Origin of the sequence: Janthinobacterium rivuli, assembly GCF_029690045.1 — a bacterium.
Classification (GTDB): domain Bacteria; phylum Pseudomonadota; class Gammaproteobacteria; order Burkholderiales; family Burkholderiaceae_D; genus Janthinobacterium; species Janthinobacterium rivuli.
In genome coordinates this window covers 5,838,614-5,862,412 of the sequence record NZ_CP121464.1, presented here as the reverse complement: position 1 = coordinate 5,862,412, position 23,799 = coordinate 5,838,614, and the positions used below count along the sequence as shown (strand labels likewise).

Below are 23,799 nucleotides of genomic sequence, written 5' to 3'. Positions count from 1 at the left end.
GCCTGTATCAACAAGTGCGCGCCACTTTCCTTGTATTCGAAAGGCACCATGAAATCATCCGCAAGCCTGTATCACACCTTCCGCGCCGCGCTGCTGTTCGCGCTGGCATTGTGCAGCATCCATGCCGTGGCGGCGCCGGGCGGCAGCGCCATCGGCAGCGCGCCGCAGGGCACGCTCGTCATCATCGGCGGCGGCCTGCGCGCCGACAATGCCGAAGTCTGGCAGCGCATCGTCAAGCTGTCGGGCGGGCCAGGCGCGCGCATCGCCGTGCTGGCCTCGGCCGCGATGAACCCGGAAAAATCGGGCGAAAGCATCATCAAAAAGCTGAACCAGTACGGCGCCGACGCCTTTTTCGTGCCGCTGGCCGTCAAGCTGGCGAACAGGGATTACCGCAAGGCGGCCGAAGACCCGGCCATCGTCACGCAGATCAAGTCGGCCAGCGGCATTTATTTTGCCGGCGGCGACCAGGGACGCATCACGCAAGCCTTGCTGCGTCCGGACGGCAGCCGCACGGCCGCGCTGGAAGCCATCTGGTCGGTCTACCGCAACGGCGGCGTGATCGCCGGTTCCAGCGCCGGCGCCGCCATCATGAGCACCACCATGTTTTACGACGCCAAGCCCGTGCTCGACATGCTCAAGATGGGCGTGACGGACGGCCGCGAGATCGCGCCTGGCCTCGGCTTCATCGGCAGCGATGTCTTCGTAGACCAGCATTTGCTGGTGCGCGGGCGCTTTGCGCGCATGATCCCCGTGATGCTGAAAAAAGGCTATCACCTGGGACTGGGCATCGATGAAAACAGCGCCATGGTGGTCGACGCCATGCGCGACGTGGAAGTCATCGGCTACAGCGGCGCCTTGCTGATCGACCTGTCGGGCGCCATCAGCGACCGTGGCGTGAAAAATTTCAATATCAGCAATGCCGCCATCAGCTACCTGGACCGGGGCGATAAATTCAACCTCGTCACGCGCGTGTTTACGCCGTCGCCGGACAAGGCCGACAACAAGCTCGATCCGAACCAGCCAGACATGCGCGAGCCCGTGTTTACCAACGATATCCTCGGCAACAACGCCGTGCTCGACCTGATGGGCAATTTGATCGACAACGCGCAGCAGGAAGCCATCGGCATCGCCTTCGGTAACCCGCGCGACCCGTACCCGGACCTGGGCTTCGAGTTCCGCTTCAGTAAAACGGTCAACAGCGTCGGCTACAGCTCGACCGAGGCGGAAGCGTATTCGGTGCTGAAGCTGCGCCTCGACATCCGCCCCATCCAGCTGCGCCAGCCGCTGTACCGCTACAAGTAAGTGGCGCGCGATCGCCGCCAGCGCGGCCACGCGGCGATCGTCAGGGCCCGCAGCAGCCACTCGACGGGGCCATACGCATGGCCGCGCAGCCACCAGTGGCTCAGTGGCAGCTGCGCGCAAAAGATGATGGCGGCCAGCGTCAGCGCACCGAGCGGCGACACGCTGCCCATCAGCCGCGCGCCATACGCGAGGAACAGCACGGCGCAGATGGCCGACTGCAGCAGGTAGTTCGACAGGGCCATGCGGCCCGTGTCGGCCAGCAGCGCAAACAGCGTGCCGTCGCGCAGGCGCTCGAACAGCGATAGCGCCAATGCCAGGTAGGCGCCCGCCAGCAACGGCGCGGTGGCAAGGCCCACGGCCAGTCCCGCCACCTGCCATGTCTGGCTGTCACCATACACGGACGTCCACGCATAGAAGGCGGCGCCGGGCAGCCCCGCCAGCGCGCCGGCCCACAGCAGGCGGCGGCGCAGCGGCAGATAATCGCTGGCGTGCAGCAGCATCTCGCGCTTGCCGGCGGCCAGGCCGCACAGGAACATGGCCAGCGCACACGGCGCCTGCACCAGCAGCAGGACGAGCCAGATGTCATTCAGTTCGCGCAGGTGCTGATGGATGACGGCGGCCGGCGTGGCGCGATAGGCGGCCAGCGCGCTTGCCGCCTTTTGCGCCATCGCCACGGCGTTGTCGGCGGTGTCGCCCTCCGGCTGCAGGCTTTGCAGCCAGGCCATGCCTGCCCAGAACGCCACGCAGACGGCGACGAGCACCAGCGCCAGGGACAATGCCTGGCGTTCGCCGCAGCGGTGCAGCGCCAGCAGCACGATGCCCAGCAGGGCGTAGGTCGTGAGTATGTCGCCGTGGAACAGGAGCACGGCATGCAGGGCGCCGATCAGCCACAGGCCCGCTTGCCGGCGCAGCATGCGCGGCACGAACGGCGCCTCGGCGCGCGCGGCCGCCTGCATCTGCAAGGTGAAGCTGTAGCCGAACAGGAAGGAAAACAGCAGGTAGAATTTGGTCTCGAACAGCAGCGCGACGAGGAAGTGGGTGGCGCGGTCCACGCCGCCGGGAAAGGCGGGATCGGTCAAGCCCAGGCCGAACCAGGGCGTGGCGAAGGCGCCGATATTGACGACCAAAATGCCGAACAGGGCGCAGCCGCGCAGGGCGTCGACGTCGGCGATGCGCGTGGGCCGGGTTTGCATGACGGCGCTCATGCCAGGGCAGGGCGCAGGAAGCGCGCCAGCAGCAGGTGCAGGCTGGCGCGTTGCGCCAACGGTGCATAATCGGGATCGACGGCGACCCGGTTGAAGATGCCGTCGATTAGCGCGGCGATCCAGCTGGCAGTTTGCGCCGCGTCCAGCGCGGCGTCGACCTGGCCTCCTGCGGCCGCCTCTTCCAGCAAGGCTTGCAGGCCGCCGCGCAGGCTGGCGTCGTTGCGCGCCACCCTGGCCGCGATATCCGTGTCGCGCATCGCTTCGGCGGCAATGTCCAGCGCCAGTCCCGCAAAATCCGCGTCGGCCGCCAGCGCCAGCACCACATCCATGAAGTCGAGCAGGGCGCCGTAGGCATCGGCGCTGCCTTGCACGCCGGCGAAGTAGGCGGCCGTCTCGCTGCCTTCCTGGTCGACGATGGCGGCGATGATGGCTTGCTTGCTGGGGAAATAATGAAACAGATTGCCGGGACTCATGCCCGCTTGCGCGCAGATGGCGGCGGTGCTGGTCTGGTGAAAGCCCTTGCGCGCAAAGCAGTGGCGCGCGGCGGCGAGAATGGCGTCGCGGCGGGCCGCGTGTTTATCGGGATCGATGGTGCGCATGGATTTGCCTTTAATTAATCGACTGGTCAGTCTAATATAGGCCGATTGCCTTGCCTGGTCAAGCGAATCGGCTGAAAAGGGCGCTTTGCACGCTTGCTTCCTGTCGCTACAATGTGCCGCAGCGGTTTTTCCCGCGCCTGCCGGCAGGCCCGCCGATTGTTTGGAAAACCGATCCATTCACCTGTTTTTCTACCGTTTTAGGAATGACATGCAGCAGACCCCGATTCGATCTTTCCTCTGCGCGCTGGCGCTGGCCTTCGGCATCGTCCCTGCCGCGCACGCTGCCAGTGTCGCCCAGCCGGCCACCATGCGCCTCGATTACCAGCACAGCGGCAATGCGCTGGGCGAGCATTATGCAGTCGAGCGCGTGCTGGTCGAACCCCTGCCATGGCCGGGCAATTTGGCGCGTCCCATCGACGACAGCAACCGCGGTAACAATATGCTGGAAGTGGTCGACATCAAGTCGGGCAAGGTGCTGTACTCGCGCGGTTTTTCCACCATCTTTGGCGAATGGGCCAGCACCGATGAAGCGAAAACCACGACGCGCGCCTTCCAGGAATCCGTGCGCTTCCCGCAGCCCGAGCATCCCGTGCGCGTGCGCATCCTGAAACGCGATGAGCGCGGCCTGTTTTCCGTGGTGTGGAGCACCGATGTCGATCCGGCCGCGCAGGACGTGATCCGCAAGCAGCCGCCTGCGCCCGTCAAGCCGATCCCGATCCGCATCAGTGGTCCCTCCAGCGACAAGGTCGACCTCTTGATCATGGGCGATGGCTACACGGCGGCCGAAATGGGCAAGTTCGAAGCGACGGCGCGCAAGTTGGCCGAGCATCTTTTCACCGTCTCGCCATTTCGCGAGCGGGCCAAGGACTTCAATGTGTGGGCCATGGCCGCACCGACCCAGGAATCGGGCGTGTCGCGCCCTTCGACGGGCGTGCATCACGCGTCACCCTTGGGCACGCGCTACGACATTTTCGGCAGCGAGCGTTATGTGCTGACGACGGACAACCGCGCCCTGCGCGACCTGGCGCAGTACGCGCCGTATGAGTTCATTGAAATCCTCGTCAATAACGATACCTATGGCGGCGGCGGCATCTTCGGCCAGTTCAGCACGGCGGCGGCGAACAATGACTGGGCCAATTACCTGTTCGTGCATGAATTCGGCCACCATTTTGCGGGCCTGGCCGACGAGTACTACACCTCGCCCGTGGCCTATCAGTCGAATGGCGAACGCCAGGAACCTTGGGAGCCGAACGCCACGGCGCTGCGCGATCCAGCCAGGCTGAAATGGAAGAACCACGTCAAGGCGGGCACGCCGCTGCCCACGCCGTGGCCGAAGGAAGCGTACGACAGCCATGCGCGCGAATACCAGAAGCAGCGCGCCGCCCTGCGCGCGGCCAACCGTCCCGAAAGCGAGATGAGCGATTTGTTCAAGGCCGACCTGGCGTACACGCAGCAGCTGTTCTCGAAGGCGCCGCAGCGCCATGCGGTGGGCGCCTTTGAAGGCGCGAACTACGAGTCGTCCGGCTACTACCGTCCCGAGATGCAGTGCATCATGTTCGACCGCAGCGAGACGTTCTGCTCCGTGTGCCAGGATGGCATCAGCACCATCATCGACCTGTATTCGCGTCCCGCCCCGGCATCGGGCAAATAAGACCGCTTCTGTCATTCCCATAAGCAGTGAGGCAAGGCGGGCCATGTTGCAACGCAATAGCATGGCCCCCATTTTTTACCATTTTCCGCCTGGCGCCTCGCGCCATGGCGCAGCACAGCTTGTTTTCCAGGCAATCTCCCCTTCCTTTGCGCGGCCGCTTTTACGCACGCCAGCCCCATGTTGCTATCAAATGAGCACTGCGATTCGCTTGCTTGTTAATTAGTTCATTTAAATAATATTGATGTAGAATTTGATGTATATCAATGTTGCATTGCCGCAATCGCACTTATAGTTGACCTAGCTCAAAAGCGTTATGCATGCGGACCGGCCTCATCGCGAATCACGTATCTAAATGCTGTAGAGTAATTTTCGCCCCGCACCAGTTCCCCGAAAATGCACTGGTGCGTGCCTCGAATTTCAGTGACGGAAGCCGATTCATGAAGATGCAGACCCCCGCGCCTGACGCGTGCAGTACCTTACACCCCCACTCTCCGATTGCCTTGCCGTATGCGCGCGTTGGCGGCGTGACCCTGGCCACGTGCGCCGCCACCGTGCGCGCCGGCGCCGTGCGCTGCGTGCAGGCGGCCACGCCGTGGCCCGCCCTGCGTCCAGTCCAGGCATGACGGCCCCCTTGCAGCAGCTGCCTTTGCAGGGCAAGCGGGGCCTGGTGGTGGGTATCGCCAACACGCAAAGCATCGCCTGGGGCTGCGCCAGCGCCCTGCGCGCGGCCGGCGCCGAACTGGCCGTGACCTGGCTCAATGACAAGGCCAGGCCGCACGTGGAGCCGCTGGCGCAGCAAGTGCAGGCGGCCATCATGGCGCCGCTCGACGTGGCCGTGCCGGGGCAATTGGAAGCGCTGTTCGCGCAGATCGAACGGCAGTGGGGACGGCTCGATTTCGTTGTCCACTCCATCGCCTACGCGCCGAAGCAGGACCTGCATGGCCGCGTGACGGACAGTTCCGCCGACGGCTTTGCGCAGGCGATGGATGTCTCCTGCCACTCCTTCATGCGCATGGCGAAACTGGCCGAACCGCTGATGCCGGACGGCGGCAGCTTGACCACCATGAGTTACCTGGGCGCCGAGGAAGTCATCGCCGACTATGGCCTGATGGGTCCCGTAAAAGCGGCGCTGGAAGCGTCGGTGCGCTACCTCGCTGCGGAACTGGGCCCGCAAGGCATCCGCGTGAACGCCATTTCGCCCGGTCCCCTGGAGACGCGGGCCGCTTCCGGCATCGCCCATTTCGACCGCCTGATGGCTGACGCCATCGAACGCTCGCCCATGCGGCGCCTGGCCACCATCGAGGACGTGGGCGCGCTGTGCGCCTTCCTCGCCGGCGACGGCGCACGCGCCATCACGGGCGGCACCCTGTATGTCGATGGCGGCTACAACATTCTGAATTGACTGGAAGATGATGACCAAGGCTGTTTTTACTTTGCCACACCGCGCCAGGATGGCCGCGCTGGCCACCACGCTGGCCCTGGCCGGCTGCGCCTCGATGGCGCCGCCGTATGCGCCACCGCCGCTACCCGTGGCGGCGCAGTACCCGGAAACCGATACGGCCGGCGCAAGCGCGCCCGACGTCGCCTGGCAAGCCTACTTTGCCGACCCGCGCCTGCAGGCGATGATTGCGCAGGCGCTGGCCAGCAACCGCGACATCCGCATCGCCGCCCTGCGCGTGGAAGAGGCGCGCGCCGCGTATGGCATCGTGCGCGCCGAGCAATTTCCCACCATCGCGCTGGGCGCCTCCGGCAGCCGCGCGCGCGTGCCGGCCGACCTGAGTCCGACGGGCCGCGCCATGATGAGCGCGCAGTACCAAACGGGCTTGAACGTGAGCGCCTGGGAGCTTGATTTCTGGGGCCGGGTGCGCAGCCTGAAGGACAGCGCGCTGCAAACCCTGCTGGCCAGCGACGAGGCGCGCCGCGCCGTCGGCGTGGCCCTGGTGGCGCAGGTGGCCAATGGCTACCTGGGTTTGCGCGAACTCGATGAAAGGGTGGCGCTGGCGCGTGCCACGGTCGACAGCCGCGCCGAATCGCTGCGCATCTTCACGCGCCGTTTTGAAGTCGGTTCGATTTCCAAGCTGGACCTGACGCAGGTGGAAACCCTGCTCAGCCAGGCCCTCTCGCTGTCGGCCCAGCTGGAGCAGGCGCGCGCCGTGCAGGCGCATGCGCTGGCGCAGTTGGTGGGCGGCCCCGTCGACCTGACGCCGGTGGCTGGTGAGGTGAGTCGCTTCGACGACGCCAGCGTGCTGCAGCCGCTGCATGCGGGCTTGCCCTCGGCCTTGCTCACGCAGCGCCCCGACCTGATCGCGGCCGAACACCAGTTGCGCGCCGCGCAAGCCAATATCGGCGCCGCGCGCGCCGCCTTCTTCCCGACCATTTCGCTGACGGCTGCCTACGGCACGGCCAGCGCGGAATTGAACGGCCTGTTCGATTCGGGCAGCGGCGCCTGGAATCTCGCGCCGCGCCTGGTGCTGCCGATCTTTGATGCGGGCCGCCTGCGCGCGAATATGGACCTGGCCGAAGTGCGCCGCGACGTGGCCGTGGCCAATTATGAAAAGAGCGTGCAGGGCGCCTTCCGCGAAGTGGCCGATGCGCTGTCGAACCGGCGCTGGCTGGCGCTGCAGGTCGACATCGGCAAGACGACCCTGGCCGCGCAGAGCGAACGGGCGCGCCTGGCCAAGCTGCGCTACGACAATGGCGCCGCGCCCTACCTGGAAGTGCTCGATGCGCAGCGCGACTTGCTGACGGTGGAGCAGCAACTGGTGCAGACGCGCCGCGCGCTGCTCTCGAGCCAGGTCAGCCTGTATGCCGCCCTGGGCGGCGGCGCACCCGTCGCCTCCGCCGCCGCTTCCACCCACTAATTTGATCGCCCCGATACCATGAATGCTCAACTGAAGAAAAAACTCATCCCCGCGGCGCTGCTCGTGGCCGTTCTCGTGCTGGGCTATGTGGCCTGGCAAAAAATGCGTCCCACGGGCCCTGGCGAAGGTTTTGTCAGCGGCAATGGCCGTATCGAAGCGACGGAAGTCGACGTCGCCACCAAGCTGGCGGGCCGGGTCAAGGAGATCCTCGTGCGCGAGGGCGACTTCGTCAAGGCGGGCCAGCCGCTGGCCAGCATGCAGGTCGATTCGCTGACGGCCCAGCGCGACGAGGCGCGCGCGCGCCAGCAGCAGGCGCTGGACGCCGTGGTCGGCGTGCAGGCGCAGGTGGCCGTGCGCGAAAGCGACAAGGCGGCCGCGCTGGCCATGGTGGCGCAGCGCGAAAGCGAACTCGATGCGGCCAAACGCCGCCTGGCCCGCTCCGAAACCTTGTCGAAAGAGGGCGCTTCCTCGGTACAGGAACTCGACGACGACCGCGCCCGCGTGCGCAGCGTGGCCGCCGCCCTGAATGCGGCCAGGGCGCAAGTGACGGCGGCGCAAGCGGCCATCGACGCGGCAAAAGCGCAGGTGGTCGGTTCCCGCTCCGCCGTCGTGGCGGCCGAGGCGACCACGGCGCGCATCGATGCCGACCTGGCTGACGGCCAGCTGGCGGCGCCGCGCGACGGCCGCGTGCAATACCTGGTGGCGCAGCAGGGTGAAGTGCTGGCCGGCGGCGGCAAGGTGCTCAACCTGGTCGACCTGTCGGACGTTTACATGACCTTCTTCCTGCCCGAGACGGCGGCCGGCAAGGTGGCGCTGGGCGGCGAAGTGCGCATCATCCTCGACGCGGCGCCGAACTATGTGATTCCCGCGACGATCTCGTTTGTCGCCGCCAGCGCGCAGTTCACGCCGAAGACCGTGGAAACGGCCAGCGAACGCCAGAAACTGATGTTCCGTGTGAAAGCGCAGATCAGCCGCGAGCTGCTGCAAAAGCATCTGGCCCTCGTCAAAGTGGGCTTGCCCGGCGTGGCCTGGGTGCGTCTCGATGCGAAGCAGCCATGGCCCGCTGAACTGACGGCCAAGGTCCCGCAGTGACCGTGGCTTCCACTTCCATTGTCGTCAGCATCAAGGGCGTCAGCCAGCATTACGGCAAGACGGTGGCGCTGGACGGCATCGACCTGGACGTGCCGGCCGGCCGCATGGTGGGCCTGATCGGCCCCGATGGCGTGGGCAAATCGAGCTTGCTGTCGCTGGTGGCCGGCGCGCGCGCCGTGCAGCAGGGCACAGTGATGGCGCTGGGCGGCGACATGCGCGATGCGCGCCACCGCGACGAGGTCTGTCCGCGTATCGCTTACATGCCGCAAGGCCTGGGCAAGAACCTGTATCCGACCCTGTCGGTCGAGGAAAACCTGCAGTTTTTCGCGCGCCTGTTCGGCCACGACGCGGCCGAGCGCCGTCGCCGCATCGACCAGCTGACCCGCAGCACGGGCTTGCAGCCGTTCCTTGCGCGTCCGGCCGGCAAGCTGTCAGGCGGCATGAAGCAGAAGCTGGGCCTGTGCTGCGCGCTGATCCACGATCCCGACCTGCTGATTCTCGATGAACCGACCACCGGCGTCGATCCGCTGGCGCGCGCGCAGTTCTGGGACCTGATCGCCGGCATTCGCGTGCAGCGCCCGCAAATGAGCGTGATGGTGGCCACGGCCTACATGGACGAGGCGCAGCGCTTCGATTGGCTCGTGGCCATGGATGACGGCAAGGTGCTCGATACGGGCACGCCGGCCGAACTGCTGGCGCGCACGCAAAGCGATACCCTGGAAGCGGCCTTCATCAAGCTGCTGCCGGAAGCCAAGCGCGCTGGCCACCAGCCTGTGGTGATCACGCCGCTGGACGCGGCCAGCGCGCAGGACGTCGCCATCGAGGCGCAGGATCTGACCATGCGCTTCGGCGATTTCACGGCCGTCGACCATGTGAATTTCCGCATCGGCCGCGGCGAGATCTTCGGCTTTCTCGGTTCGAACGGCTGCGGCAAGTCGACCACCATGAAAATGCTCACGGGCCTGCTGCCGGCCACGGAAGGCAAGGCCTGGCTGTTCGGCAAGGAGGTCGACTCCAGCGATATCGACACGCGCCGCCGGGTCGGCTACATGTCGCAGGCCTTCTCGCTGTACAGCGAGCTGACGGTGCGCCAGAACCTGGTGCTGCACGCGCGCCTGTTCCACGTGCCAGAGGGCGAAATAGGGGCGCGCATCGACGAGATGGCGCAGCGCTTCGATTTGCGCGCGGTGATGGACGACTTGCCTGACAGCCTGCCGCTGGGCATCCGCCAGCGGCTGTCCTTGGCCGTGGCCATGGTGCACAAGCCGGAAATGCTGATCCTCGATGAGCCGACGTCCGGCGTCGACCCCATCGCGCGCGACAATTTCTGGCGCCTGATGATCGAGCTGGCGCGGCGCGACCACGTCACCATTTTCATTTCCACCCACTTCATGAACGAGGCCGAGCGCTGCGACCGCATCTCGCTGATGCACGCGGGTAAAGTGCTGGTCAGCGATGCGCCGGCCGAACTGGTGCGCAAGAAGGGTGCGCCATCGCTGGAAGCGGCCTTCATCGCCTACCTGGAAGAGGCGGGCGGCGGCACGGCAGCGGCGACGCAGGAAAGCGAGGCGCCCGTGCAGAAGGCTGAAGCGGCCGCACCACAGCAGAAGCAGCAGCGCAGCCGCTTCAGCCTGGGCCGCATGCTCAGCTACATGTGGCGAGAGACGCTGGAGCTGCGGCGCGATCCCGTGCGCCTGACCCTGGCGCTGGGCGGCTCCGTGCTGCTGCTGTTCGTCATCGGCTTCGGCATCAGCCTCGACGTCGAGGACTTGAGCTACGCGGTGCTCGACCACGACCAGACGACACTGAGCCAGAATTACACGAATAACCTGGCCGGCTCGCGCTACTTCGTCGAACGCCCGCCGCTGCGCGACTATGCCGATATCGACAAGCGCATGCGCAGCGGCGAACTGTCGCTGGCCATCGAGATCCCGCCCGGCTTCGCGCGCGACGTGCAGCGCGGCGCGCCGGCACAGGTGGGCGCGTGGATCGATGGCGCCATGCCGATGCGCGCGGAAACCGTGCAGGGCTACGTGCAGGGCATGCACCAGCTGTGGCTGGCCGACCAGGCCTTGCACCGCTATGGCATCAAGATGAACAACCCCGTCGCCATCCAGACCCGCTACCGCTACAACCCCGACGTGAAAAGCCTGCCGGCCATGGTGCCGGCCGTGATTCCCTTGCTGCTGCTGATGCTGCCGGCCATGCTGGCGGCGCTGTCCGTGGTGCGCGAAAAGGAACTCGGTTCCATCATCAACCTGTACGTGACGCCCGTCACGCGCCTGGAATTCTTGCTTGGCAAGCAGGTGCCGTATGTGGCGCTGGCCATGTTCAACTTCCTCCTCATGGCGCTGCTGGCGGTCACCGCTTTCGGCGTGCCGATCAAGGGCAGCCTGGCGACCCTGATCGGCGCCACCTTCATCTTCAATATCTGCGCCACCGGCATCGGCCTGTTCGCCTCGACCTTTACGCGCAGCCAGATCGCGGCCCTGTTCGTGACGATGATCGGCACCATGATCCCGGCCATCCAGTTTTCCGGCCTGCTCAATCCCGTTTCCTCGATGGAAGGCGTGGGCAAGGCCATCGGCCTGATGTACCCGGCCACGCACATGCTCAATATCAGCCGGGGCGTGTTCAACAAGGCGCTGGGATTCGGCGACCTGCACGCCTCGTTCTGGCCATTGATCATCGCCATCCCCGTGATCCTCGGCGTGACCGTGGCGCTGCTGAAGAAACAGGAGAGCTGATATGCGGCACCTTGAAAACATCTACCGCCTGGGCGTGAAGGAAATCTGGAGCCTGATCCGCGATCCGATGATGCTGATCCTGATCCTCTACACGTTTACTTTGGCGATCTACGTGGCCGCCACTGCCAAGCCGGAAACCCTGCACATGGCCTCGATCGCCATCGTCGACGAGGATGGCTCGCCGCTGTCCGGGCGCATCGCCTCGGCCTTCTTCCCGCCGCAGTTCACGCCGCCGGCCATGATCAACCAGAGCCAGGTCGATGCGGGCCTGGACGCGGGCCAGTACACCTTCGTGCTGACGATACCGCCCAAGCTGCAGGCGGACGTACTGGGCGGACGCCACGCGGAGCTGCAGCTGAACGTGGACGCCACGCGCATGAGCCAGGCTTTCAGCGGCAGCGGCTACATCCAGCAGATCGTCGCCGGTGAAGTATCCGAATTCGCCAAACGTTATCGCGGTGCGACCGTCTCGCCCGTGGAACTGGTGATGCGCGCGCGCTTCAACCCGTCGCTGAGCCAGGCGTGGTTTGGCTCGCTGATGGAGCTCATCAACCAGGTGACGATGCTGTCGATCATCCTCACCGGGGCGGCGCTGATACGCGAGCGCGAACACGGCACCATCGAGCACTTGCTGGTGATGCCCGTGACGCCGGCCGAAATCATGCTGGGCAAGGTATGGTCGATGGGCCTGGTGGTGCTGCTGGCCGCCGCCCTGTCGCTGAACCTGGTGGTGCGCGGCATGCTGCACGTGCCCATCGAAGGCTCGATCGCGCTGTTCCTGTGCGGCGCGGCCCTGCACTTGTTTGCCACCACGTCGATGGGCATTTTCCTCGCCACCGTGGCGCGCAGCATGCCGCAATTCGGCATGCTGTTGATCCTCGTGCTGCTGCCGCTGCAGATGCTGTCGGGCGGCAGCACGCCGCGCGAAAGCATGCCCGAACTGGTGCAGAACATCATGCTGATCGCGCCGACCACGCATTTCGTCGAATTGAGCCAGGCGATTCTGTACCGGGGCGCCGGCATCGACGTGGTGTGGAAGCCGTTCCTGGCCCTGCTGGCCATCGGCACGGCCCTGTTCACGTTTGCCCTTGCCCGTTTTCGCAAGACCATCAGTCAGATGGCATAGCTCCCGCGCCGGAATGGTCCGGCGTTTTTTGCATGAAAAGGATAGCCATGAAGATCGAAGCTGCACCATTTTTCTCCACCGGCGGCTTGCCGTCGCTGGGCGTGCTGGGCGACTATGCGCGCGACTCGTGGCAGCGCATCGTGCTGTATGCGGACGTGATGCGCCGGCGCGGCAACCAGTACCAGGAGCACATGGCCGAGGAAGTGCCGAACGTGCTGGACTTCCCCGCCGAACTGGTGCTGTCGGGCCTGGAGTTGGCGCGCCCCGTCAACTATGGCCTGGCGCGCATCCTGACGCCCGATGCGCCCGAACCCGATCCATCGAAGCGCCCCTTCGTCGTCGTCGATCCGCGCGCGGGACACGGTCCCGGCATCGGCGGTTTCAAGGCCGAGAGCGAGATCGGCGTGGCCCTGCGCGCCGGCCACCCGTGCTACTTCATCGGCTTCCTGCCCGATCCCGTGCCGGGACAGACGGTGGAAGACGTGATGCACGCCGAGGCGGCCTTCCTGGAAAAAGTCATCGCCCTGCATCCGCTCAGCGAGGGTAAACCCGTCGTCATCGGCAATTGCCAGGCGGGCTGGCAAATCCTCATGACGGCGGCCATGCGCCCGGAATTGTTCGGCCCCATCATCGTGGCCGGCGCGCCCGTGTCGTACTGGGCCGGCTGGCATGGCCGCAATCCGATGCGCTACGCGGGTGGCCTGATGGGCGGCAGCTGGGCCACGGCCTTGGCGGGCGACCTGGGCAAGGGCCGCTTCGACGGCGCCAGCCTGGTGCAAAATTTCGAAAAGCTCAACCCGGCCAATACCCTGTGGGGCAAGCAGTACAATCTGTACGCGAACATCGACACGGAAGCGCCACGCTACCTGGAATTTGAAAAATACTGGGGCGGCCACGTCTTCCTGAACGACGTCGAGATGCAGTATATCGTCGACAATCTGTTCATCGGCAACCGCCTGGCCACGGCCGAATTGATCACCTCCGACGGCGTGCGCCTGGATTTGCGCAACATCCGTTCGCCCATCGTCGTGTTTTGCTCGAACGGCGACAACATCACGCCGCCGCCGCAGGCGCTGGGCTGGATCACGGACCTGTACCGCGACGACAAGGACGTGCTGCTGCACGACCAGACCATCGTCTACGCCGTGCATGACAGCATCGGCCACCTGGGCATTTTTGTGTCGGCCAAGGTGGGGCACAAGGAACACCAGAAATTCGCCAGCAATATCGATCTGATCAACCTGCTGCCGGCCGGTATCTACGAAGCGCGGATTGTCGACAAGACGCCCGATACGCCGAACGCGGACCTGGCCAGCGGCGATTATGTGCTGCAGGTCGAGCACCGCGGCATCGACGACGTGCGCGCCATCGTGCAGCCGAGCGTGGAAAACGACCGCAAGTTCGCCGCCGCCGCGCGCGTGTCGGAAGTGAATCTGGCCCTGTACCGCACGTTTGCGCAGCCGTGGGTGCGCGCCATGGTGACGCCGCAGACGGCGCGCTTCCTGCAGCTCGCGCATCCGCTGCGCGTGTCGTACGAGCGCTGGACGGATCACAATCCGCTGGCCAGGCTGGTGGCCAAAGAGGCGGAAAAAGTGCGCGCCCAGCGCCAGCCGGTATCGCCCGACAATCCGCTGCTGGCCATGCAGGAAGCCATCTCCGGCGCCATCACGGCCGGCTTGAACGGCTGGCGCGACTGGCGCGACAGCGTGCAGGAAACCACCTTCGACCTGGTGTACGGCTCGCCCCTGGTGCAGGCGCTGACGGGACAAGCCATCGGCGACACGACGCCGCCGCGCCCCCATCCCGGCATCTCGCCCGAGCATTGCGAATACGTGCGCTGCGAAACGCGCAAGATGGACGAGGACATGCAGCGGGGCGGCCTGGTGGAAGCGGCCGTGCGCGCGCTGTTCTACATCTACCGCTTCCGCATGATCGCCGACGAGCGCAGGGTCAACCTGGCCCTCAAACTGATCAAGCCGCAATACCGGCAGGATGTCGGCATGGAGGAGTTCCGCGGTATCGTGCGCCAGCAGGCGCGCTTGATGCTGCATGATTTCGATGCGGCCATCGCCGCCTTGCCGGCCTTGCTGTCGCGCGCCGACCCGGACGACATCGGCGCGCTGGCCGAATGGCTGCAGCAAGTGCTGCAAGTGCCCGAGGCGCCGACGCCGGACGAGGAAGCGAGCCTGCAGCAGATGCTGGACGTCTTTGACCGGGCGGTCAAGGAGCAGCAATCGGTTGTGCGCACATCCAGGACTGAACCGAAAGCCAAACCGGCCAAACACATTACCCCTGCCTAGAAGACCACGATGACTACTCCCCAAGACGATGATCTGAATATCGTACGCAACCGCACCTTCGACCAGATCGCCATCGGCGACACCGCCAGCATCACGCGCACCCTGAGCATGGACGACATCGCCCTGTTCGCGGTGATGTCGGGCGACGACAACCCGCAGCACCTCGATACGGAATTTGCCGCCGCCACCCGTTACGAGGGCGTGATCGCGCACGGCATGTGGGGTGCGGCCCTCATTTCCGCCGTGCTGGGCACGCGCCTGCCCGGCGCAGGCACCGTCTACACGGGCCAGACCCTGCGCTTTTTGCAGCCAGTGCGGGTGGGCGATACCCTGGCCATCAGCGTCACCGTGACGGCGCTCGAGCCGCGCAGCCGCCACGTGACCCTGGTTTGCCGCTGCGTCAACCAGCACGGCGCCGTGGTGCTCGATGGCGAGGCGCAGGTGATCGCGCCCGCCGAGCAGATCGAACGCAAGCGCGCCACCCTCCCCGAAGTACGCCTGCATAACGGCGACGGCACGCGGCGCCTGCTGGAACACGCGCGCACCCTGGGTCCGATCAGGGTGGCCGTGATCCACCCTTGCGATGAACTGAGCCTGTCGGGCGCGCTCGACGCGCATGCGGCCGGCCTGATCACGCCCGTGCTGGTGGCGCCGCGCGCGCGCCTGGAAGCCGTGGCGCTGGAAGCGGGCCTGAGCCTGGAAGGCATCGCCATCGAGGACGTCGAGCATAGCCATGCCGCCGCCGCGCGCGGCGCCGAACTGGCGGGCAAGGGTGAAGTGGAAGCCTTGATGAAGGGCAGCCTGCACACGGATGAACTGATGTCGGCCGTGCTGGCCGCCAGCGCCGGCCTGCGCACCAAGCGCCGCATCAGCCACTGCTTCCTGATGCAGACGCCGGCGTATCCGCGCCCCTTCATCATTACGGACGCGGCCATCAATATCGCGCCCAACCTGGCCATGAAGGCCGACATCGTGCGCAACGCCATCGACCTGGCGCACGTGATCGGCGTGGCCTGCCCGCGCGTGGCCATCCTGGCCGCCGTGGAAACGGTGAACGCCGACATGCCGGCCACGCTGGACGCGGCCGCCCTGTGCAAGATGGCCGACCGCGGCCAGATCACGGGTGCGATCCTCGACGGTCCGCTGGCTTTTGACAACGCCGTGTCGATCGCCGCCGCCACCGTCAAGGGCATCGTCTCGGAAGTGGCTGGCCGCGCCGACATCTTGCTGGTGCCCGACCTGGAAAGCGGCAACATGCTGGCCAAGCAGCTCGAATACATGGGCGACGCGGACAGCGCCGGCATCGTGCTGGGCGCGAAAATCCCCGTCATCCTCACCAGCCGCGCCGACTCGCGCGCCAGCCGCATCGCCTCGTGCGCCATCGCCGTGATGCTGGCCAACCATTACCGGAGCACGCCGCCATGAACGCAGCAGTCCAACATGCCGATGGCACCCTGATCCTGGTGCTCAATTGCGGCTCGTCGAGCATCAAGTTCGCCCTGTTCGAGCAGGCGGGCGGCGTGCTGCCGCAGCAGGCGCAATGGAGCGGCAAGGTCGAAGGCATCGGCCGTGAAAACGCCACCTACCGGGCCGGCGGCCTGCCGGCAGTCGCCTTGCAACTCGATCCGGCGCAGCCGCATCACGCGGCGCTCGAATACATCCGCGCGCAAGTCGTGGCGCAGCTGGACGGGCGTTCCTTGCGCGCCGTGGCGCACCGCGTGGTGCACGGCGGCAGCAAGTATTTCGCCCCCGTGCGCATCGATTTCAAGGTGCTGGCCGACCTGAAAAGTTATGTGCCGCTGGCGCCCCTGCACCAGCCGTTTGCGCTCGAAGCGATCGAGGTGCTGCTCGAATCGCGGCCCGACATCGCCCAGGTGGCGTGCTTCGACACGGCCTTCCACCACACGGTGCCGCAGGTCGAGCAGATGCTGGCCCTGCCATACGATGCGTGGGAGCGGGGCTTGCGCCGCTATGGTTTCCACGGCCTGTCATATGAATACCAGTCGCTGGTGCTGAAGCAGCGTTTTGGCGCCGTCGCGCGCGGCAAGGTCATCGTGGCCCACCTGGGCAGCGGCGCCAGCCTGTGCGCCATGGAGAACTTGCACAGCGTGGCCACCACCATGGGTTTTTCCGCGCTCGATGGCCTGATGATGGGCACGCGCTGCGGTTCGCTCGATCCGGGCGCCGTCATCTACCTGATGGAAATCGAAAAGCTGTCGCTGGAAAAAGTGGCGCATGTGCTGTACCACGAGTCGGGCTTGCTGGGCGTGTCGGGCGTGTCGGCCGACCCACCCGTCTTGCTGGCGCAGCAGGACCGGCAGGACGCCACGGGCGAGCGCATCCGCGCCGCGCTGGCTTTATATATCCGCCGTATTGTGCGCGAGATCGGCGCCCTGACGGCCGTGCTGGGGGGACTGGACATGCTGGTGTTTACGGCCGGTATCGGCGAGCACAGCGCCGAGCTGCGCCAGCGCATCTGCGCCGAGCTGGGATTCCTCGGTCCCTTGCTTGACGGGGAGGCGAATGCGCGCAACGCCAGCCGTATTTCCACCGATGCCAGCCGCATCGTGGTGGGCGTGGAGCCGGCCAACGAGGAGTGGGTGGCTGCCCGCCATGCGGCGCTGGCCGTGGGCGCATGAGGATTGGAAGCATAAAATCGCGCTCGATGGGAAATTTGCCGAATTGAACATATTTTCCGTTGAGTGCGCTAACGCACTGTGTGGTTTGCCCGTTATCTTTACTATGAAGTCATGCCATTGCGCTACATCAAGAAACAGCGCGATGCCTGGCAAATTTTGAACATTTTGCCCGCCTTTAGTAAGAATAAAATTAAACCATATTGAAAGGTCTCATCATGAACAAATTACTCGCCACCCTGATCGCTACCCTGTTTGCCACCGCTGCCATCGCGCAAACGCCAGTTACCCCAGCCGTTGCCAGCGCCCAGGCGTCTGCGCAGCATGACATCAACAAGGCTGCCAACAAGGAAGCCAAAGTCGATGCCAAGGCTGACGCCAACGTCGCCAAGGCTGAAATGAAGGCTGACGAAAAGAAAGCCGACGCCCAGCACAAGGCGAACAAAACCAAGGCCAAGGCCCACGACAAAGTGGTCGATGCCGATCCGGAAGACAAGATGAAGGCGCAAGCCAAGGCTGACAAGGCCGCCGCCAAGGCCGATGCGAAAGCGGGCAAAACCGCCGTGAAAGCGGACGCCAAGGTCGCCAAGGAAAAAGTGGAAGCGAACGCCGATAAAGCCATCGCCGCCACCAAGACGGAAGAAGTCAAGGCCAAGGCAGACGCTGAAGTCAAGGCCGCCGCCGCCAAGTAATTCCCTGTTTGCGGGCCACGGCCCGCAAGCCCAAAAGACAGCTTCGGCTGTCTTTTTTTTCGTCCAGCACTTTTCCTTGCTTGCGCTTGCCAGTCTTGATCTGGCGCAAATGCTCCGCTTTTCGCCGTGCCATAGTGAACTGGCAAACAGACGAAGGAGACATCATGAGCACCGCTAAAACGAAAAAATCACCGGCCACCGGGTCGGCGGAAGGCGCGCCAGCCATGTCCGCCACGCAGTCCATGCCGGTCGAGGGCGACATGCAGGCTGGCGCCGATGCGGCGGGCGGCGACGCCATGCCGGGGCTGCGCCTGGGCGTGTCATATGCCGACCAGGTGGCGCTCACCCAGGCGGCGTCCGCTGCGGATACCTACGCCATGCCGGGCGGCGGCATGCAGCAGGCGCCGCAGGGCATGGCGGGCGCCAGCTGCATGCAGGTTGGCGGTGGCGGCATGGGCGGCGATGGTGGCGATAGCGGAGGCAATGGCGGTGATGGGGGGCAGGGCGGCGGCACGCCGCAGACGCGCACCTGCGCCACGATGGACGTGCATCGGCGCCTGCTGACCGAAGACCCATCGTATGCGAACGTGCGCGCCGATATCGAAAACCTGGCCGGGTTGTACGAGGGCGACGCCAGCATTGCGGGGCGTGCCGGCGTGACGCACATCCCGGTGGTCGTGCACGTGGTGTGGAATACGGCCGCGCAGAATATTTCGGATGCGCAGATCGGCAGCCAGATCGATGTGCTGAACCGCGATTTCCGCCGCGTCAACCCGGATGTGAACAGTACGCCAGCGCCATTCCTGCCGCTGACGGCCGATGCGCGCGTGGAGTTCGCGCTGGCCACGACCGATCCGCATGGCGCGGCCACCAGCGGCATCGAGCGGCGCCAGACGACGGTGGCCTCGTTTGGCGCGGACGATGCCGTCAAGTCGCAGGCGACGGGCGGCATGGATGCCTGGCCGGCCGACAGCTACCTGAATATCTGGGTCTGCCAGCTCGGCGGCGGCTTGCTCGGCTATGCGCAGTTTCCCGGCGGCCCGGCCGCCACCGACGGCGTGGTGATACTGCAATCGGCCTTTGGCACGACGGGCACGGCGGCGCCGCCGTTCCACCTGGGGCGCACGGCCACGCATGAAATTGGCCACTGGCTGAATCTGAACCATATTTGGGGCGACGACGGCACCGGTTGCTCGGGCACGGACAACGTGGCCGACACGCCGAACCAGGGCGGGCCGAACACGGGCCAGCCCTCGTTTCCCCAGGTGTCGTGCAATAACGGGCCGAATGGCGACATGTTCATGAACTACATGGATTACGTCGACGATCCCGCCATGTTCATGTTCACGGCCGGTCAGGTGGCACGCATGCAGGCTTGCCTCGATGGCCCGCGCGCCAGCATCGGCACGGGCGGAACGGGCGCAGGCGCCACGCCGCGCCAGAGCTCTTCTCCCGTCGTCGCCTGGGGCGCGAACCGCCTCGACGTCTTCGTGGTGGGCACGGATCGCGCGCTGTACCACAAGGCCTGGAATGGCACGGCCTGGGCGCCATCCGTCACCGGCTACGAGGGGCAGGGCGGCATCTGTACCAGCGCGCCACAAGTCGTGTCGTGGGCGCCGAACCGGCTCGACGTATTCGTCACGGGCACCGACAGCGGCTTGTTCCACAAATGGTGGAACGGCACGGCCTGGGGACCGTCCCTGACCGGTTACGAAGCGATGGGCGGCTTGTGCGTGGGCGACCCGCGCGCTGTGGCCTGGGGACCGAACCGCCTCGACGTGTTTGTCGTCGGCACGGACCGCGGCCTGTATCACAAGTGGTGGAACGGGGCCGCCTGGGGGCCGTCGCTGACGGGGTATGAAGCCATGGGCGGTATTTGCCTGGGCCAGCCGGAAGCCGTGGCGTGGGGACCGAACCGCCTGGACGTGTTCGTCGTCGGCACGGACCGGGCCCTGTACCACAAGTGGTGGAACGGCACGGCCTGGGGACCGTCGCTGACGGGCTATGAGCGGCTGGGCGGCATCTGCACCTCGTCGCCGAAAGCCGTGGCGTGGGGACCGAACCGCCTCGACGTTTTCGTCACGGGTACCGACGGCGCCCTGTATCACAAATGGTGGGATGGCGCGAAATGGGGGCCTTCCAACGATGGTTTCGAGCGCCTGGGCGGCGTTTGCGTGGGCGAGGTGGAAGCCGTGTCGTGGGGGCCGAACCGGCTCGACCTGTTCGTCATCGGCACGGACAGCGCCCTGTACCACAAGGCCTGGAATGGATCCGCCTGGTCGCCCTCCGTGACGGGTTTTGACAACCTGGGCGGCGTGTGCACCTCGCGGCCGCGCGCCACGGCCTGGGCGCCGAACCGCCTCGACGTGTTTGTCACGGGCACGAACGGCGCCCTGTTCCACAAGGCGTGGAACGGCGCGGCCTGGTCGCCGTCCGTGAGCGGTTATGAAAGCCTGGGCGGCGTGGTATCGTGTTTATGAGGGAGGAATCGCCATGCACGGCATGACAACGGCACTGCCCAGCGGCAGCTGGACGCACTCGTTCGAGGAGGATGCGGACGGTATCGAGGTGTACCGGCCCACGGCCACGTTCGCGTTCCCTCCCAGCCGCAAGGGACGCAAGGTGCTGGAATTCGGCACGCCGGCCGGCGCCATGGCGCAAGGGGCGGCAACCTTGACGTCCATGGCGCCCGGCCCCGACGACCGGCCCCGCGCCGGCCCCGTGACCCGGCTGGTGCCCCTGGGCATGGGCCGCTATGCGCTCGGTGATGGCGCAGGCGCGCAGGACGTGATCGACATCGTCGAAGCGACACCCGACGTGCTGCGCCTGGCGCGGCGCTAAGGCTGGCCGCGCAGCTTGTGCGCGAGCGCCGTGCGGTTGCCCACGCCCAGTTTCTGGTAAATCGCATGCAGCTGGTTGCGCACGGTGGCTGGCGACTTGCCCAGTTCCCTGGCGATGCTTTTATACGGCAATCCTTCGGCCGCCATGGCCGCCACCAGCCGCTCGGCCGGGGTCAGACGCTGCATGGCAGCCTGCCTGAAACCTTGTTTGTCATCCTTGTTCTCCTGTCAGTTGGCGGCATGCCGGTGGCATGCCTGCAGGAGTAACGGGATCGGGGGATGTATTTGTAAAATTATTTATCCCTGCCGCCGCTAGATGCGCCAGGCGAAAAAAAAGACAGGCGAACCTGTCTTTTCGTGTGGCGCGATGCCGGTCAGCCGATGGCCGCCATCGACACCGGTTTCAGCTTGGCCGCCAGCGCCTTGCCCTTTTTCGCGCGCTTGCCGAAATGCTCGGCCAGGGCCGTGGCACCGAGCGACGCATCCTGCGGTTTCGAGGCCCGGCCGATGCCCGAGACCACCACGCCGCGCTGCGTGATCGGCTGCACGGCCAGCAGCTTGTCTTTCGCATCGAGGTCGATCAGCTTGACGCCGGTGCCGCCCTTGGACAGGGTTTTCATTTCATCGAGGCCGAACACCAGCAGGCGCGCGCCTTCCGTCAGGCAGGCCAGGGCGCTGGCCGCCTCGGGGATGACTTTCGGTTCGAGCGGCACGTCGCCGTCGTCCAGGGTGATGAAGGCCTTGCCGCCTTTCAGACGGCTCGTCATGTCGCCCGCCTTGGCGATGAAGCCGTAGCCCGCGCTCGACGCCAGCAGCAAATTGGTGGCGCCATTGCCCGCAAAGTAGTGCAGGATGCGCACGGCGTTGCCGGGCGTGCCGCCGCTCAGGTCGCACAAGGTCGTGATCGGCACGCCATCGCCGCGTGCATTGGGCAGCGCGGAGACGGGAACCGAGTAAATCTTGCCGTTGTTGCCAAAGCCCAGCAGGGTGTCGACCGTGCGGCACTCGAAGGCGCCATGCAGGCTGTCGCCCGCCTTGAAGGTGAACTGCGCCGCATCGTGGCCGATGCCGGTGCGCGCGCGCGCCCAGCCTTTTTCCGAAATGATGACGGTGACCGGTTCATCGACCACCTTCTGTTCCGCCACGGCTTTCTGCGCTTCCTCGATCAGGGTGCGGCGCGCGTCGCCGAACTGCTTGGCGTCCGCTTCGATTTCGCGGATGACGGCGCGCTTCATCGAGCCCGGGTTGTCGAGCAGGTCTTGCAGGGACTTTTCTTCCTTGCGCAGCTCGGCCAGTTCCTGCTGGATCTTGATCGTTTCCAGGCGTGCCAGCTGGCGCAAGCGGATTTCCAGGATGTCGTCGGCCTGGCGTTCGGACAGCTTGAACGCTTCGATCAGGGCCGCCTTCGGTTCATCCGAATTGCGGATGATCTGGATCACCTTGTCGATATTGAGCAGGATCGCTTCGCGCCCTTCCAGGATATGGATGCGGTCCTTGACCTTGCCCAGTTTGTAGCCGGTGCGGCGCGTGACGGTCTCGAAGCGGAAATCGATCCACTCGCGCAGGATGTCGCCCAGGCCCTTCTGGCGCGGACGGCCATCGCCGCCGATCATCACCAGATTGATCGAGGTCGACGATTCCAGCGACGTATGCGCCAGCAGCATCAGCATGAATTCCGTCTGGTCCTGGTTCTTCGACTTCGGCTCGAACACGAGGCGCACGGGGGCGGCGCGGCCCGATTCGTCACGGATGGTGTCGAGCGAGTTGAGGATCAGCGCCTTCAGGGCCACCTGGTCCGGCGACAGCGCCTTCTTGCCCAGCTTGATCTTCGGATTCGTCAGCTCTTCGATTTCTTCCAGCACCTTTTGCGACGAGGTGCCCGGCGGCAGTTCCGTCACGACGGCTTGCCACTGGCCGCGCGCCAGCTCTTCGATTTTCCAGCGCGCGCGCACCTTCATGCTGCCACGGCCGCTCGCGTACATGTCGGCGATTTGCGAGGGCGGCGTGATGATCTGGCCGCCGCCGGGGAAGTCGGGGCCGGGAATGATGGCCATCAGTTCGGCGTGCGTCATTTTCGGATCGCGGATCATGGCGACAGCCGCTTTCGCCACTTCGGCCAGGTTGTGCGACGGGATTTCCGTCGCCAGGCCCACGGCGATGCCGGAGGCGCCGTTCAGCAGCACCATCGGCAGGCGCGCCGGCAGCAGCTTCGGTTCTTCCGTCGAACCGTCGTAGTTGGGCTGGAAGTCCACCGTGCCCATGCCGATTTCATCCATCAGCAGCTTGGCGATCGGCGTCAGACGCGCTTCCGTGTAACGCATGGCCGCCGCGCCGTCGCCGTCGCGCGAGCCGAAGTTGCCCTGGCCGTCGATCAGCGGGTAGCGCAAGGAAAAATCCTGCGCCATGCGCACCAGCGCGTCGTACACGGACTGGTCGCCGTGCGGATGCAATTTACCGAGCACGTCGCCGACCACGGCCGCCGATTTGCGGGGCTTCGCCGTGGAGTTCAGGCCCAGCTCATTCATCGCATACAGGATGCGGCGCTGCACGGGTTTCTGTCCATCGCACACGTCGGGCAGGGCGCGGCCCTTGACGACGGAGATGGCGTAATCGAGATAGGCGCGCTCGGCAAAGGTGGACAGGGTCAGCGCTTCGCCGTCGAATACCGGTTCATCCGGCTCGATCGGCTCAGGCTGGGCATCGTCAAATAAATTGGTTTGTGTGGACATGGCGCTTGTTTCGGTGTTA

The 23,799-nt window shown here is 65.6% G+C and carries 18 protein-coding genes; 14 read left to right on the top strand and 4 right to left on the bottom strand.

The window, feature by feature from the left end; translation table 11 throughout:
* The first annotated feature begins 48 nt into the window (after positions 1–48).
* Positions 49–1,302: a cyanophycinase gene (locus tag P9875_RS26580; RefSeq protein WP_099401650.1), complete on the top strand. Its 1,254-nt coding sequence runs from the start codon at positions 49–51 to the stop codon at positions 1,300–1,302.
* Here P9875_RS26580 and P9875_RS26575 read toward each other — a convergent pair.
* Both P9875_RS26575 and P9875_RS26570 read right to left on the bottom strand, forming a co-directional pair.
* Positions 1,293–2,495: a DUF418 domain-containing protein gene (locus tag P9875_RS26575; RefSeq protein ID WP_278317054.1), complete on the bottom strand. Its 1,203-nt coding sequence runs from the start codon at positions 2,493–2,495 to the stop codon at positions 1,293–1,295. The two genes, P9875_RS26580 and P9875_RS26575, sit on opposite strands and share 10 nt — an antisense overlap.
* Before the next feature lie 8 nt (positions 2,496–2,503).
* Complete coding sequence (locus tag P9875_RS26570) at positions 2,504–3,106, bottom strand: TetR/AcrR family transcriptional regulator (RefSeq protein ID WP_278317053.1); 603 nt, start codon at positions 3,104–3,106, stop codon at positions 2,504–2,506.
* A 208-nt stretch (positions 3,107–3,314) separates the two neighbouring features.
* On the opposite strand from P9875_RS26570, the gene P9875_RS26565 reads away from it, so the two are divergent.
* The 13 genes from P9875_RS26565 to P9875_RS26505 all read left to right on the top strand — a co-directional run bounded on the left by P9875_RS26565 (position 3,315) and on the right by P9875_RS26505 (position 21,052).
* On the top strand, positions 3,315–4,757 hold the full coding sequence (locus tag P9875_RS26565) for an IgA Peptidase M64 (RefSeq protein WP_278317052.1): 1,443 nt from the start codon (positions 3,315–3,317) through the stop codon (positions 4,755–4,757).
* 437 nt (positions 4,758–5,194) lie between these two features.
* Positions 5,195–5,380: a hypothetical protein gene (locus tag P9875_RS26560; protein WP_278317051.1), complete on the top strand. Its 186-nt coding sequence runs from the start codon at positions 5,195–5,197 to the stop codon at positions 5,378–5,380.
* Positions 5,377–6,159 (top strand): enoyl-ACP reductase FabI, encoded by a 783-nt coding sequence (gene fabI / locus P9875_RS26555; protein WP_278317050.1) that lies wholly within the window; start codon positions 5,377–5,379, stop codon positions 6,157–6,159. The genes P9875_RS26560 and fabI overlap by 4 nt, the downstream gene beginning before the upstream one ends.
* 10 nt (positions 6,160–6,169) lie before the next feature.
* Positions 6,170–7,618 carry an efflux transporter outer membrane subunit gene (locus P9875_RS26550; protein WP_278318878.1) on the top strand — a complete coding sequence of 483 codons (1,449 nt, stop codon included), beginning with the start codon at positions 6,170–6,172 and terminating at the stop codon, positions 7,616–7,618.
* 18 nt (positions 7,619–7,636) lie between these two features.
* Positions 7,637–8,710 carry an HlyD family secretion protein gene (locus P9875_RS26545; RefSeq protein ID WP_278317049.1) on the top strand — a complete coding sequence of 358 codons (1,074 nt, stop codon included), beginning with the start codon at positions 7,637–7,639 and terminating at the stop codon, positions 8,708–8,710.
* Between the two features lie 2 nt (positions 8,711–8,712).
* Positions 8,713–11,457: a ribosome-associated ATPase/putative transporter RbbA gene (gene rbbA, locus P9875_RS26540; protein WP_278317048.1), complete on the top strand. Its 2,745-nt coding sequence runs from the start codon at positions 8,713–8,715 to the stop codon at positions 11,455–11,457.
* A 1-nt stretch (position 11,458) separates the two neighbouring features.
* Complete coding sequence (locus tag P9875_RS26535; RefSeq protein WP_035822234.1) at positions 11,459–12,583, top strand: ABC transporter permease; 1,125 nt, start codon at positions 11,459–11,461, stop codon at positions 12,581–12,583.
* 47 nt (positions 12,584–12,630) lie between these two features.
* Positions 12,631–14,883, top strand: coding sequence for a DUF3141 domain-containing protein (locus P9875_RS26530; protein ID WP_278317047.1), 2,253 nt, complete (start codon positions 12,631–12,633; stop codon positions 14,881–14,883).
* A gap of 9 nt (positions 14,884–14,892) precedes the next feature.
* Entirely contained in the window at positions 14,893–16,308 is a 1,416-nt protein-coding gene (locus P9875_RS26525) for a bifunctional enoyl-CoA hydratase/phosphate acetyltransferase (protein ID WP_099376483.1), read from the top strand.
* A complete protein-coding gene (locus P9875_RS26520; protein WP_278317046.1) occupies positions 16,305–17,522 on the top strand; it encodes an acetate/propionate family kinase in 1,218 nt (405 codons plus the stop codon). The genes P9875_RS26525 and P9875_RS26520 overlap by 4 nt, the downstream gene beginning before the upstream one ends.
* A gap of 215 nt (positions 17,523–17,737) precedes the next feature.
* Positions 17,738–18,211 carry a hypothetical protein gene (locus P9875_RS26515; protein ID WP_219308101.1) on the top strand — a complete coding sequence of 158 codons (474 nt, stop codon included), beginning with the start codon at positions 17,738–17,740 and terminating at the stop codon, positions 18,209–18,211.
* Positions 18,212–18,375: 164 nt separating this feature from the next.
* The gene (locus P9875_RS26510) at positions 18,376–20,691 is read left to right on the top strand and encodes a M43 family zinc metalloprotease (protein WP_278317045.1); all 2,316 of its coding nucleotides are present in this window, start codon (positions 18,376–18,378) and stop codon (positions 20,689–20,691) included.
* Between the two features lie 13 nt (positions 20,692–20,704).
* Positions 20,705–21,052, top strand: coding sequence for a hypothetical protein (locus P9875_RS26505; RefSeq protein ID WP_176387359.1), 348 nt, complete (start codon positions 20,705–20,707; stop codon positions 21,050–21,052).
* Here the strand turns inward: P9875_RS26505 and P9875_RS26500 are convergent.
* Positions 21,049–21,237, bottom strand: a complete 189-nt coding sequence (locus P9875_RS26500) for a helix-turn-helix domain-containing protein (protein ID WP_035822224.1) — start codon at positions 21,235–21,237, stop codon at positions 21,049–21,051. The genes P9875_RS26505 and P9875_RS26500 overlap by 4 nt on opposite strands.
* 188 nt (positions 21,238–21,425) lie before the next feature.
* Complete coding sequence (gene parC, locus P9875_RS26495) at positions 21,426–23,780, bottom strand: DNA topoisomerase IV subunit A (RefSeq protein ID WP_278317044.1); 2,355 nt, start codon at positions 23,778–23,780, stop codon at positions 21,426–21,428.
* Positions 23,781–23,799: the final 19 nt, after the last annotated feature.